Here is a 12831-nt window from a genome sequence, read left to right as displayed (position 1 = left end):
GGGTTTGCTAGCTTCCTTCACCATAACGGTGCAGGGCAGAGCCGTTTCTTTTAAGCCAATGTTGCTGTTTTTTCGATGGCCCATACAGCTCTTCGACCACGGCCCAGAAGCGGGCAGAGTGGTTAAGCTCCTGCAGATGGGCGACTTCGTGGGCAACCACATAATCAAGCACATCTTCAGGGGCTAAAACGAGTCGCCAGCTAAAGGACAGATTGCCATTTGATGAACAACTGCCCCAGCGCGTGCGGGTGTCTTTCAGCGAGATGCGATTGACTTTTTTGCCAAGTTTTTCGGCATATTCATGGGCGCGCGGGGCGATTTCAAGTTTGGCCTGTTTCTTGAGAAAGTCGGTCACGCGGCGATTGGTATATTCGGGCAAACCCGAAACCCAGATAATACCAGCCTCGGCCCAGACACCGCGCTTTGCCTCGGGCACGGCGCGAATGGCGTGGTCTTGGCCCATAAAGGGAATCCACGCACCGGGGACAAATTGCACCCGGTCTGGCAGACGTTGAATATGGGCTGTGACCCAATCGCCATGCTGAAAAAGCATCGAAATCGCGGTTTTGCGCGATACCCCGTTGGGGACAACAATTTCCACCCCGTCAAAAGCCGGATCGATGCGCAATTTGAGTCGCGACGCGCGCGCACTGGGCCGCAATCGCACCGGCAGCGGTCCGATTTTGGGCATATCGATTTCGGTTTCTTCGGTATTTATGAGCATTCGGAGTGGTTTTTTCCAAAAGCGATGCAAAATTTTACAGGTTTTTGTGCCTTTTTGGCATCCAGCCCAATCTTGGGCCTTGCCCCCTGATAGTGTTTTCCTATACTCCGCGCTCAAGGTCTAGGGCTCTTTATGCAAGCTGCCGTGCATTTTGCATAAAGAGCCGCCGGGTGCGCCCGGGACCGAACGCGACAGTTGCGTTGCAAACCCCACAGGACGCAGGCCGATCCGTGCCGCGCCCTGAATTACATCGGAAGAAGAAAGGCGTCACTCCAATGAGCGATCAGGTCAAAAAGGTAGTCCTTGCCTATTCAGGTGGGCTTGATACTTCCATCATCCTGAAATGGCTGCGCGAACAGTATAACTGCGAAGTCGTGACTTTTACCGCCGATCTCGGCCAGGGCGAAGAGCTTGAGCCAGCCCGTAAAAAGGCAGAGATGTTTGGCGTAAAACAGATCTTTATCGAAGATCTGCGCGAAGAGTTCGTGCGTGATTACGTCTTCCCGATGTTCCGTGCCAATGCTCTGTATGAAGGTGTTTATCTGCTCGGAACCTCGATCGCGCGTCCGCTGATTGCTAAACGCCAGATCGAGATCGCCAAGGAAGTTGGTGCCGATGCGGTTTCGCACGGTGCAACCGGCAAAGGCAACGATCAGGTCCGTTTCGAGCTTGGCTATTATGGCCTGAAGCCGGACGTCAAAGTGATTGCGCCTTGGCGTGAGTGGGAACTGAATTCCCGTACCGCTTTGCTGGACTTCGCCCGGAAACACCAGATCCCGATTTCGGCCGATAAAGCCGGTGGCGATGAGCCGCCCTATTCGACCGATGCCAACCTTCTGCATATTTCTTATGAAGGTAAGGCGCTGGAAGATCCGTGGACGAAGCCGAACGAAAATATGTTCATGCGCACGGTTTCGCCGCAAAACGCACCTGATGCGATCACCACCATCGAAATTGAATTCGAAAAAGGTGATCCGGTTGCAATCAACGGCGAACGGATGAGCCCGGCCACTTTGTTGACCGCCCTTAACGAGGTTGCTGGCAAAAACGGTATCGGTCGTCTTGATCTGGTTGAAAACCGTTATGTCGGCATGAAGTCGCGCGGCGTTTATGAAACACCGGGCGGCACGATCTTGCTGACCGCGCACCGCGCAATGGAAAGCATCACGCTGGACCGCAACGCTGGTCACCTTAAAGACGAGCTGATGCCGCGTTATGCCGAGATGATCTATAACGGGTATTGGTGGTCGCCAGAACGTCAGGCATTGCAGCGCCTGATCGATGATACCCAGCGTTCGGTAAATGGTACGGTCCGCCTTGATCTGTATAAAGGCAACGTAACGGTTACCGGTCGTAAGTCACCAAATTCGATCTATTCCGAAGAACATGTCACGTTCGAAGCAGACACGGTTTATGACCAGCATGATGCAGAAGGCTTTATTAAGCTCAATGCCCTGCGTCTGCGTCTTGGCTATGGCAATGACGATCTGAAATAATCGCGCATTCTGTGTGTGATGCGAAACGAGGGGCATTAATGCCCCTCGTTTTCGTTTCCAAGCCCGGATATAAGGCATCCTATGCAACGCTATAAATGCACCGTCGAATATGATGGCCGCCCCTACCACGGCTGGCAATATCAGGACGAAGTGATTTCGGTTCAGAAGGTTTTTGAAACCGCAATCGAAGACTTCGTTGGGGAATTTGTGCGCGTTTATGTTTCGGGGCGGACCGATGCCGGGGTGCATGCGCTTGGTCAGGTGGTGCATTTTGACCTGCCAAAATACTACCCGGCCGAGGCCGTGATGAATGCGATCAATCATTACCTCAAACCGGCCCCGGTTGCGGTCAAAGTTTGCGATGAAGTAACCGAAGATTTCCATGCCCGTTTTTCATCGAAAAAACGCTATTACATGTATCGCATTATCAATCGCCGCGCCCCGCTAACGTTTGAAGCAGGCCTTGCATGGGGCATTTATAAGCCGCTTGATATTGATGCAATGAACGAAGCCGCCCAGCATTTGATCGGCACGTTTGATTTCACCAGTTTCCGGGCCAGCGAATGTCAGGCCAACAGCCCGGTCAAGACGCTGGAAAAGCTTGAAGTCACGCGCAGCCACGAAAACCCGCTTGAAATCCGTGTCCACACCGAAAGCCGGTCATTCCTCCATCATCAGGTCCGCAATATGGTCGGAACACTGGTTCTGGTTGGCAAGGGCAGCTGGAAGCCGATTGATGTGAAACACGCGCTTGAGGCCTGCAACCGTGCCGCAGGTGGCCCGACAGCACCGGCAGATGGATTATACTTCGTTAAGGTCGATTACTAGGGTCTGAACCCTAACCTTTTGAACGGGATTGCGTGCCTTTACCGGTCTGATGTTTTTTCTTCAATAGACAATCTTCATATCCAAATTGACAAGCTGTGTGCTTTGACAGGGCATGGTTTTTGTGTGTTTGGCGCGTGGTCATGTTCGGTTGATGTTTATTGAACCGTTAAAGACTAGATCAGAACCTATTCAATAGTATGGTGTTAAGTCCTATACAACAGGATTAATCCTGTTATTTTATACTTTATAAGGAAGCCAAATTCCGGCGCTAAGACCAAAAGGAAATGTGCCTTAAAATCCATGATTGTTATCCGAAATTTTGATTTAGGTTGCAATGGCGAATAGAGAGTGATCATGTCTAAGAGTCTGATTTTGAAAGTTGCCTTGGCTGCCGTCGCCATCCTTATCGGGGGTGTTATATTGCTTGGTGTGTTGATCATGCAGCGTGTTGATCAACAAGTTGCCAGCGATAGTCTTGCGTCGCAAAAACTTAATCTGCGTGTTGCAGCATTGTTGCTGCAGGATGCCAATCCTGACTTCACCATGACGATTACAAAAGACGGTGAAACATCAAAGCTGGTGATGCCGGAAATCCCGGATTTGTCATCACACGCCTTAATTGACCGGATCGGAACGGCAACGGGCCAGACGGCCACGGTATTCGCCTATGTTCCCGCCGAGAAAGACTTTATCCGCGTTTCGACCAACATCATCAAACCCGATGGCAACCGCGCGGTTGGCACGATGCTTGGCAAAGGCAGTGCTGCATATGCGCCAATCATGTCGGGCAATACATTCCGTGGCGAGGCCTTAATTCTTGGCACCGAATATGTCACCCAATACAGCCCGATCATGACACCGGCTGGTGATGTTCTTGGTATCCTTTATGTCGGGATCAAAAAGGCGGAAGTCGCAGCCGTTGCAGGCGAGATCGAAGCCCGGATTGCAATTGTTGGCGTGATCGTCGGGGTTGTATCCGCACTTCTTCTCTTGTTGTTGCTCCGTTGGCAGCTTGGACCACTCGCCGTTCTCAGCCATACGATTTCGCGGTTTGTGGATCGCGATTTTAGCGAGGAAGTTTCCTTTACCGAACGTAAGGACGAGATCGGCCTGATCGCAAGTGGTCTGGTGCGGTGGCGTGAAACGGCAGCAAAGATCGGCGAAGCCGAAGAAGCACGTGTTGCTGCTGAAAAGCGTTCTGAACAAGAAAATATTGCGCAGCGTAACCGTCTTGCCGAAGACCTTGAACAAACCATCGGGCAGATTGTTTCATCGGTCCGTGCGGCAACGGGTGGCATGTTGAAATCCACCGAGCAAATGCGCAATTCTGCAAATCATTCGGTTCATCAAAGCCAGAAGGTGTCAGAAGCGGCCAATGATTCGGCACGCAATGTTCAGACGGTTGCTGCGGCGACCGAAGAACTATCTGCATCCATTAGCGCAATCGGCGGGCAGGTAAGTGAATCAACTTCGATTGCCGAGGCTGCTGTAGGAGAAGCATCAAGGGCCAATGAAATGGTCGGTGGGCTTGCCGAGGCTGCAGAACGCATTGGTCAGGTTGTTAGCCTGATTAACGATATTGCATCGCAGACCAACCTTTTGGCCCTGAATGCAACAATTGAAGCGGCCCGTGCGGGTGAAGCGGGCAAAGGCTTTGCCGTTGTGGCGCAAGAAGTTAAAAATCTTGCCAACCAGACGGCCAAAGCGACCGAGGAAATTGCCCAGCAGATCGGGGCAATTCAGGGTGAAACCAAGGTTACGGTTGAAGCCATCGAAAAGGTCACCCAGACAATTTCGTCAATCAGCGAGATTGCCAACGGTATTTCGTCTGCCGTGTCTGAACAAAACTCGGCTGTGAACGAAATTGCCAATAGCGCAACCAGTGCCTCAACCGGATCGACCGAAGTGGTCGCCAACATGGATGAGATCCATCAGGCTGCCAGCAGCAGTGGTGCTGCTGCGGGTGAGCTTGACACCACTGTTGGTGATCTGGCGAAACAGATCGATACCCTGCAAGGAACTGTTTCAGAGTTCCTGACCAAACTGCGTGCAGGTTAATGCGTTCTTTCGGGTGAGCTTCGGCTCACCCGAATATCCAATGCCATAAAAACGGAATGGTGATTGCGGTGGCCATGGTATTCAGCCCCATGGCCAAACCGGAAAAGGCCCCGGCGGTTTCATTGACCTGAAACGCACGGGCAGTCCCGATCCCGTGTGATCCGACCCCCATGGCAAATCCCCGCGCACGCCAGTCTTTTAAACCCGCCATATTCATCACCATCGGGCCCAATGTCGCACCGACAATGCCGGTTGCAATCACGCAAACAGCGGTCAGGGCCGGAACCCCGCCAATTTCATCGGCAATGCCCATGGCAACCGGGGTGGTGACCGATTTTGGCGCCAAAGATGCCAGCGTTTCCGGGCTTGCCCCCAAGGCCCATGCCAAAAGAACCGTGCTTGCACTGGCGACCAATGATCCAAACAAAACGCCAAAGACAATGACGGGCATCGCACGTTTCAGGGTTTCGGTCTGACGAAACAGCGGGACGGCGAGGGCAACCGTTGCCGGACCAAGCAGGAAGTGCACGAACTGCGCGCCTTCGAAATAGGTGGCATAGGGCGTATCGGTGATGTTCAGCAGAAACGCGATCAGGGCGATGGCAATCACCACCGGATTGCAGATCGGGTTGCGGTTGCTTTTCTGATACAGCCAGAACCCGATGGCATAGGCAACAAGGGTGATGGTTAACCCGGTCAGTGGTTTGGCTGATAGATAGACCCAAAGCTGTGTGATGTCGGTTTCCATTACGAGGCATCCTTTGCATTGGTCGCAGCGGACGCATCGGTTGGTTTGGGCAGCAGTTTGGACATCAACATCGCCGTGAGAACAATCGCGAGCAAGGTCGATACGATCAGGGCCGCTGCAATCGGCAGCCAGTCGCCCTTAAGGCGGTCAATCTGGGTGACAACGCCGACACCGGCAGGCACAAACAGCAATGAAAAATGGATCAGAAGGTTATCTGCCGCGTCGGTCAGGACTTTGGGCGGCTTGCGGCTGATCAACAGGCCAAAGAACAACAGCACCAGCCCGATCACCGGGCCGGGAACGGGCATGTCGAACAATTCCGATATGACTTCGCCAAATAATTGGCAAACGAGGATCAGGGCGAATGCGGCAATCATCAATGGCCTCCCGATATGTGGTCTTGTTTTGCGTTTCTATCGCATAGACATAATGGCATCGGGAGCGTTCTACTTTAACTAATTACGAAAAACGCCCATGCCGAACGGGCACAGGCGTTTGAAATTGGCGGTGTTTCGCGATCTTAGCTGATTGCCGGTTGTTTGCGGGTGGATGCCCGCCTGCGCAGGCATGACGACAAAATCGTTCGCCGTCGTTCCCGCGAAGGCGGAAACCTGTCGCCCTTGGTGTTACAAAATTTCCAGAACGCTTTCTGGCGGTCGGCCAAGGGTTGCTTTGTCACCATTTACCACAATCGGGCGTTCAATCGCGCGCGGATGGGCACAAAGGGCTTCGATCAGATCATCACCGCGCAAATCAGCAATGCCTTCTTCCCTGGCTTCTTTCTTGCGCAGGATGTCTTCGGGTTTCATGCCGAGCATATCAAGAATGCCCGAAAGCTCCTGCGGGGTGGGTGGCGTATCAAGATAGGCAATCACATCAGGCGTGATGCCCTGTTCTTCAATCAGTGCCAAGGTCTGGCGGGATTTTGAACAGCGTGGATTGTGATAGATGCGGACCATCATGTCTTGAGTCTCCGTATCGGGGAAAAGATGTTTGTTGATAACGGGCATTGGCCGATCAATCAAATGCCGTCGATCATGGACAAAAGATCGCTCAGTTCGTCAAGGTCGCTATTGATGATGCGGGTGGCGGTGTCATAGCCAAATCCCTGGCGGGCGAGGGCGGCCATATCCTTGTCGCGTTTTTCTTCGCGAATATCGGGTCGGCGCCACGGGCCAAGGCGGCGGCGTCTGGCATAGGCGGCGGCCGCGGCAATATTGGGATCGGTGCCGCGTACATCTTCATATGCGGCCTGTTCGGCCTCGGCCTTTAAGTCCGTGATGGCCTGATCAATTTGATGGGCGGCGATGCCGCGTGCGGATAAATCAGCAGCAATCACCCGGATGGCCTTGCCCTTACGCAGCAATGATCGCGCACGGCCCTTGGCATAGGCATCATCATTGATGAAACCGGCTTTCTCGCAGGCCGATAGAACCGAATTCATCCATTGAACGGCTTCGTCGGGATCGGTTCCATATTCGGCCGCCGAAATACGGATTTTGCCACGCATCAGTTTTTCAAGCCGGGCACGCGAGGCGGTAAACCGTTCGAGATACCAGGTGGCATAATTCATCAGATAGTCGCGAGTGACTTTGCGCGGTCGTTTGGGATCGCGTTGCGTGTTCTTTGAATTTTTGGCCCCGGAACTGGCAAAACGGGCGTTGCCGCCAAGCTTTTTTTCAGGCTCTAACGCCACTGTTTCCGGGCCTTGACGCTGTTTATCGTTCATATCAGCCGTCATGAATGAATACGCACCCTTGCAACAAGTACCCCACTCTCCCTATTTTACGCGCAAATGTCTGCATTTTTCCGAAGGAAATTTCATGAACGAATTAGCCCCACGTCAACTGGGTGCGGTGAACTGGCTTGGCCTTTGGACACTTTATGCCAAAGAAGTCCGCCGGTTTCTGAATGTGCATCTGCAAACTGTTGCGGCACCCGTTGTCACCAGCTTGCTGTTTCTTGCCGTCTTCCTGCTGGCCCTTGGCCGTGCGGTTGAAACGGTAAACGGTATTGCGTTTTCCACCTTCCTGGCACCCGGCCTGATCATGATGACAATGGTGCAAAATGCCTTTGCCAACTCATCAAGCTCGATCACGATTGCAAAGGTGCAGGGCAATATTGTCGATGTTTTGATGCCGCCGCTTTCGGCGGGTGAACTGGTTGCCGGATTCGCCTTTGGCGCGGTGACGCGTGGTGTGGTTGTCGGCGTGGTGACGGCGATTTTCATGGCTTTCTTTGTCGAGCTTCGCATCCATAACATCTGGGCGATCCTGTATTTCGGGATTTCGGCATCCTTGATGCTTGCCCTTGTCGGGATTGCCGGTGGTGTGTGGGCCGAGAAGTTCGATCATATCGCAGTTGTGACCAACTTTGTCGTCACCCCGTTATCGTTCCTGTCAGGTACGTTTTACAGTGCGCAAAGCCTGCCGGAAGCCGGTCAGGTGTTGGTGCATTTTAACCCGTTCTTTTACATGATTGACGGGTTCCGTTATGGCTTTACCGGGATTTCCGATGGCACGATCATGACCGGCGTCATTGTGATGGCAGCGGTGAATGCTGCCCTTTGGTTGCTGTGCTATCGCATGATCAAAAGCGGTTATAAGCTTAAGGCATAACACCGCCATATTGTGCCGTTTGGCACCACAGCGAACAAAAAGGACAGCAGCCTTTGATGGATGCTGTCCTTTTTCATTTTCAGTGTCATGTGCGAAACTACGATCTAAGTGCTTTTTGCGACGTTGACAGGGATAGCGAATCTCTTGATACTCCCCGGCTTCCCGGTATTCTGCCGGCATTGACCAAACGGTCAAGAACCAAGTTTTTACCCGAAATAAGGAATGAAAAAGTGATTACTCCCGTCATGCCGACCTATGCGCGGGCCGATTTGGCCTTTGAGAAAGGTGATGGACCTTATCTCTATGCGCAGGGCGGCCGACGATTCCTTGATTTCGGGTCGGGTATTGCGGTCAACACGCTTGGCCATGCGCACCCGCACCTTGTTAAAATGCTGACCGAGCAGGTTGGCAAGCTTTGGCATACCTCGAACCTGTATCGGATTCCCGGTCAGGAAAAGCTGGCCGAACGGCTTGTTGCCAACAGTTTTGCCGATACGGTGTTTTTCTGTAATTCGGGGGCCGAGGCCAACGAAGCCGGCATCAAGATGCTCCGGCGGTATCAGCATGTGTCGGGCACCCCGGAAAAGAACCGCATTTTGGTTGCGACCAATGCGTTTCATGGCCGTACCCTTGGCACGCTGACCGCAGGTTATAGCGATAAATACCGCGAAGGTTTCGGTCCGATGCCCGAAGGGTTCGACCGGGTGGCTTTTGGCAATCTGAACGAATTGCGCGATGCGATCACGCCCAATACCGGCGGGATCCTGATCGAGCCTATTCAGGGGGAAGGCGGCATTTGCCGTCCGCCAGAAGGGTATCTTGAAGGGGTGCGCAAGGCAGCCGACGAGTTCGGCATGCTGGTGATGTTTGACGAAGTTCAAACCGGCATTGGCCGAACCGGTAAACTGTTTGCCTATGAATGGTCGGACATGGTGCCTGATGTGGTTTCCTCGGCCAAGGGTCTTGGCGGCGGGTTCCCGGTCGGGGCGCTTCTGGCCAGTGAAAAGGCGGCTGTTGCCCTTCCGGCAGGCATGCATGGCACGACATTTGGAGGCAATCCGCTTGCGATGGCGGCGGCCAATGCGGTGCTGGATGAAATTCTGAAACCCGGTTTCATGGATCATGTTCTGGACATGAGCCAGTTGATCCGCGACGGGCTTGATGCCATTGCCCGGAAACATCCGGGCTTTATCGAAGAAGTACGCGGCATGGGCCTTTTATTAGGTATGAAAACCGTGCCGACCAATGTTGATGTTGTTGCCAAATTGCGTGAGTTGAACCTTTTGACGGTTCCGGCAGGCGACAATGTGGTGCGCCTTTTGCCGCCGCTTAACATCACGAAATCCCATGTCGACGAGGCGCTGGCAGCTATTGACGCGTGCGCGGCAGCCCTGACGAAATAAGGGCGCAGGAAGGAAGACGAACTTATGACCGATATTCGCCATTTTCTGGATCTCGACAAATTATCGTCGGGAACGTTGCAAGATATTATCGCCCTTGGCGATTCCGAAAAGGCAGGCAAGGCCCCGTTTGGGGACAAGCCGCTTGCGGGCAAGACGCTTGCACTGATTTTTGAAAAACCATCGACCCGTACGCGCGTTTCCTTTGAAGTTGGCATGCGCCAGCTTGGCGGCGATGTTGTTATTCTTGATTCCGATAGCACCCAGCTTGGCCGCGGTGAAACCATCGCCGATACCGCACGCGTTTTGTCGCGGTTTGTTGATGCCATCATGATCCGCACCACCGATGAATCCAAACTTCTGGAACTGGCGAAATATGCCACGGTGCCGGTGATCAATGGCCTGACCGATCAAAGTCACCCGTGCCAGATCATGGCCGACCTTATGACGATCAAGGAACATAAGGGTAAGCTTGAAGGCCTTAAAATCGCATGGGTCGGCGATGGTAATAACGTTCTGACATCCTTTATTCACGGGGCGTCGAAATTTGGCTTCTCGCTTGATATGGCGTGTCCTGCGGGTTATCGCCCAAATCAGGGCTTGATTGAAACCGCCAATGCCGAAGGCGGTAAAGTCCGTTTGACCGATCTTGATAGCGCGCTTGAAGGGGCCGATGTGGTCGTGACCGATTGCTGGATTTCGATGGGGGATGAAGATTACGATTCTCGCATGGAAGCGCTTGCACCCTATCAGATCAACGCCAAGACCATGGCACAGGCCAAGGATGATGCGATCTTCATGCATTGCCTGCCTGCGCACCGAAATGAAGAAGTCACCGATGAGGTGATTGATGGTCCGCAGTCTGTGGTCTTTGACGAAGCGGAAAACCGTCTGCATGCGCAGAAAGGGGTTCTGCTATACTGCTTCAACGGCTTGCCATCCTGATTGCGGTGCCTAAATAAGGCATGTCGAATTTGAAGGGCGGCTTTGGCCGCCCTTTGTTATGCTGTCAGGCACTTGATGAAAGCGCCTCGACAATCCGGGGTTGGTCTTGTTATACGGCCCCAAACACTCAGGGTCAGGACCCATTAATCTGATTGACCATTCCGATCAAATTAATGAGCCGTGCCCCTCACAACCGGAAGCCGAACATGCAGATCGCTGTCGATTTTTGCCAGCCTTTCACGCTGGATCATTCCAATATCCGTGGCCGCTTCACGCGCCTTGGCCCGACCGTGCAGACCATCATCGGTCAGCACAGTTACCCGTTACTTGCCAACCATCTGTTGGCCGAGATCATTGGTCTTGCGGTTCTTTTGTCGTCAGCCCTGAAATATGAAGGGTTGTTCACCCTTCAGACATCCTCAGACGGCCCGATCAGCATGCTGGTGGTCGATGTGGATAGTGACGGCAATATTCGCGCCTGTCTTCGGGTCGATGAAGAACGCCTCAATGCCATGATCGCAGCGGAAGAAGGCGGCGAAGATGCGCTTCGCGGTCAGGTTCATAAACTGATGGGCAGCGGGCATATCGCCTTTACCGTCGATCAGGGTGATGAGCATGAACGCTATCAGGGGATTGTATCGCTTGAGGGCGAAACGCTTTCGGAATGTGCTGAATCCTATTTCCGTCAGTCCGAACAGCTTGAAACCAATTTCAAACTCGAAGTTCACCGGGGTGAAGCCGGTACCGATTGGTGGGTTGGTGGATTGTTCTTACAGCGCATGCCCGTCAGTGCATCGGGCGATGCCGCGACCCCGGAAGAGGCCGAAAAGGTTGCCGAAGACTGGAACCGTTCGACCATTCTGATGTCGAGTGCGACCGAGACCGAGCTTGTCGATATTTCGCTGTCGGCGCATGATCTGATCTGGCGTCTGTTCCATGACGAAGAACCGCGTGTCTATGAACAGGCCGCCCTTCAGTTCAAATGCCGCTGTTCGCGTCATAAAATCGAAGGCGCGCTTGCAAGCTATCCGCTTGAAGAATTGCTGGCGATGCGCGAAGCCGATACCGGCGAAGTCGGCGTATCGTGCCAGTTCTGCAACACGCGATATGGCTTTAACGAAGCAGACCTTCGGGCGTTCAAGGCAAGCGAGGCGGATGCTGGAGCCGAGACTGAAGGCAAGAGTTCCTAAAAGTTTCAGGGTCTTAAAGCGCTTTTGCGCTGTCATAGCCTTGCCTTAATCATCAAGCAACGTCACCATGGAACCAAAGGGCCGTGGTGGCGTTATTTGTATGGCGAGTCATACACTTTTTTGAATATAGATCTGCGTGGCAGAGGAGTTTGAAGTCATGAAGCTATTGTCCATCAATGGTTTGCGTACCGCACTGGCCGGGGCTGCGATTGCGCTTTTGGCCGCATGCACAAGTGGGCCGGTCGCGACCTATCCGGATGTGACATGGCGCCATTTGCCGCCGATCGTTTTTGCTGCCGGTCCGATTGAAAAAGTCGCGGCCTGGAACGGGTCGCCGGACGGATCGATTGCATCGGATGTGCCCTTTAGTCTGGGCAAAATGGCAATGAACTGGCCCGATGACCGCATTCAGACGGCCGGGACCAGCGATATGCTGCGCTATTCCGTGACCGAAGCATCGATCACGTCAGACAGCCTTAAAACCACCAAGGGCATCAAGGGCGTTTTTACCGATGATCAGTCCGACAAGATTGATCTGAAGGTTGCCGCCAAGCTTGAACTTCTTGATGCCAATGGTGTTCAGAAGGGCGAAGTGCAGGCGATGGCAGCCCGGTCGCGTACCTTGTCGGAATCGATGTCGGTTTCTGAACGCGAACAAGCGATCTATGAAGAAACATCTGCCATTTTGATGGATCTGGACCGCGAACTTGAACGTCAGATCAACGCCAATCTCGGGCGCTTCATGCTGCGTTAATTACGCATTGTCTATTTGTATGACAAAAGCCCGGCAGGTCATCTGCCGGGCTTTTTATTGTCTGATGATT

The 12831-nt window shown here is 53.2% G+C and carries 13 protein-coding genes; 8 read left to right on the top strand and 5 right to left on the bottom strand.

What is annotated here, in order from left to right; genetic code table 11:
• Window positions 1–7: 7 nt before the first annotated feature.
• Window positions 8–724, bottom strand: coding sequence for a M48 family metallopeptidase (locus ACQ0MK_RS16525; RefSeq protein ID WP_430473533.1), 717 nt, complete (start codon window positions 722–724; stop codon window positions 8–10).
• Window positions 725–999: 275 nt separating this feature from the next.
• Here ACQ0MK_RS16525 and ACQ0MK_RS16520 point away from each other — a divergent pair, with 275 nt between their 5' ends.
• The 3 genes from ACQ0MK_RS16520 to ACQ0MK_RS16510 all read left to right on the top strand — a co-directional run bounded on the left by ACQ0MK_RS16520 (window position 1000) and on the right by ACQ0MK_RS16510 (window position 5106).
• The gene (locus ACQ0MK_RS16520) at window positions 1000–2220 is read left to right on the top strand and encodes an argininosuccinate synthase (protein WP_430473532.1); all 1221 of its coding nucleotides are present in this window, start codon (window positions 1000–1002) and stop codon (window positions 2218–2220) included.
• A gap of 81 nt (window positions 2221–2301) precedes the next feature.
• The gene (gene truA / locus ACQ0MK_RS16515; protein WP_430473531.1) at window positions 2302–3048 is read left to right on the top strand and encodes a tRNA pseudouridine(38-40) synthase TruA; all 747 of its coding nucleotides are present in this window, start codon (window positions 2302–2304) and stop codon (window positions 3046–3048) included.
• A 354-nt stretch (window positions 3049–3402) separates the two neighbouring features.
• Complete coding sequence (locus ACQ0MK_RS16510) at window positions 3403–5106, top strand: methyl-accepting chemotaxis protein (RefSeq protein ID WP_430473530.1); 1704 nt, start codon at window positions 3403–3405, stop codon at window positions 5104–5106.
• Window positions 5107–5131: 25 nt separating this feature from the next.
• Here ACQ0MK_RS16510 and ACQ0MK_RS16505 read toward each other — a convergent pair whose 3' ends face one another.
• The 4 genes from ACQ0MK_RS16505 to ACQ0MK_RS16490 form a co-directional block, all read right to left on the bottom strand.
• Window positions 5132–5854: an LrgB family protein gene (locus ACQ0MK_RS16505; protein ID WP_430473529.1), complete on the bottom strand. Its 723-nt coding sequence runs from the start codon at window positions 5852–5854 to the stop codon at window positions 5132–5134.
• Window positions 5854–6231: a CidA/LrgA family protein gene (locus ACQ0MK_RS16500; RefSeq protein WP_350161092.1), complete on the bottom strand. Its 378-nt coding sequence runs from the start codon at window positions 6229–6231 to the stop codon at window positions 5854–5856. The genes ACQ0MK_RS16505 and ACQ0MK_RS16500 overlap by 1 nt, the downstream gene beginning before the upstream one ends.
• Window positions 6232–6480: 249 nt before the next feature.
• Window positions 6481–6816, bottom strand: coding sequence for an arsenate reductase (glutaredoxin) (arsC, locus tag ACQ0MK_RS16495; RefSeq protein WP_430473528.1), 336 nt, complete (start codon window positions 6814–6816; stop codon window positions 6481–6483).
• A gap of 59 nt (window positions 6817–6875) precedes the next feature.
• A complete protein-coding gene (locus tag ACQ0MK_RS16490) occupies window positions 6876–7583 on the bottom strand; it encodes a regulatory protein RecX (RefSeq protein WP_430473527.1) in 708 nt (235 codons plus the stop codon).
• Window positions 7584–7677: 94 nt separating this feature from the next.
• Between ACQ0MK_RS16490 and ACQ0MK_RS16485 the strand changes: the two genes are divergently transcribed.
• The 5 genes from ACQ0MK_RS16485 to ACQ0MK_RS16465 all read left to right on the top strand — a co-directional run bounded on the left by ACQ0MK_RS16485 (window position 7678) and on the right by ACQ0MK_RS16465 (window position 12761).
• Window positions 7678–8472, top strand: coding sequence for an ABC transporter permease (locus ACQ0MK_RS16485; protein WP_430473526.1), 795 nt, complete (start codon window positions 7678–7680; stop codon window positions 8470–8472).
• A 245-nt stretch (window positions 8473–8717) separates the two neighbouring features.
• On the top strand, window positions 8718–9875 hold the full coding sequence (locus tag ACQ0MK_RS16480) for an aspartate aminotransferase family protein (protein WP_430476039.1): 1158 nt from the start codon (window positions 8718–8720) through the stop codon (window positions 9873–9875).
• Window positions 9876–9899: 24 nt separating this feature from the next.
• A complete protein-coding gene (gene argF / locus ACQ0MK_RS16475) occupies window positions 9900–10817 on the top strand; it encodes an ornithine carbamoyltransferase (RefSeq protein ID WP_430473525.1) in 918 nt (305 codons plus the stop codon).
• Between the two features lie 206 nt (window positions 10818–11023).
• Entirely contained in the window at window positions 11024–12007 is a 984-nt protein-coding gene (locus ACQ0MK_RS16470; protein ID WP_430473524.1) for an Hsp33 family molecular chaperone HslO, read from the top strand.
• 157 nt (window positions 12008–12164) lie between these two features.
• Window positions 12165–12761 (top strand): hypothetical protein, encoded by a 597-nt coding sequence (locus ACQ0MK_RS16465; RefSeq protein ID WP_430473523.1) that lies wholly within the window; start codon window positions 12165–12167, stop codon window positions 12759–12761.
• The last annotated feature ends 70 nt before the right edge of the window (window positions 12762–12831 follow it).

It is taken from the genome of Thalassospira lucentensis (assembly GCF_050516545.1).
Classification (GTDB): Bacteria; Pseudomonadota; Alphaproteobacteria; order Rhodospirillales; family Thalassospiraceae; genus Thalassospira; species Thalassospira lucentensis_C.
Note: the sequence above shows the minus strand (reverse complement) of the source record. Positions and strands in the feature narration are given on the sequence as shown.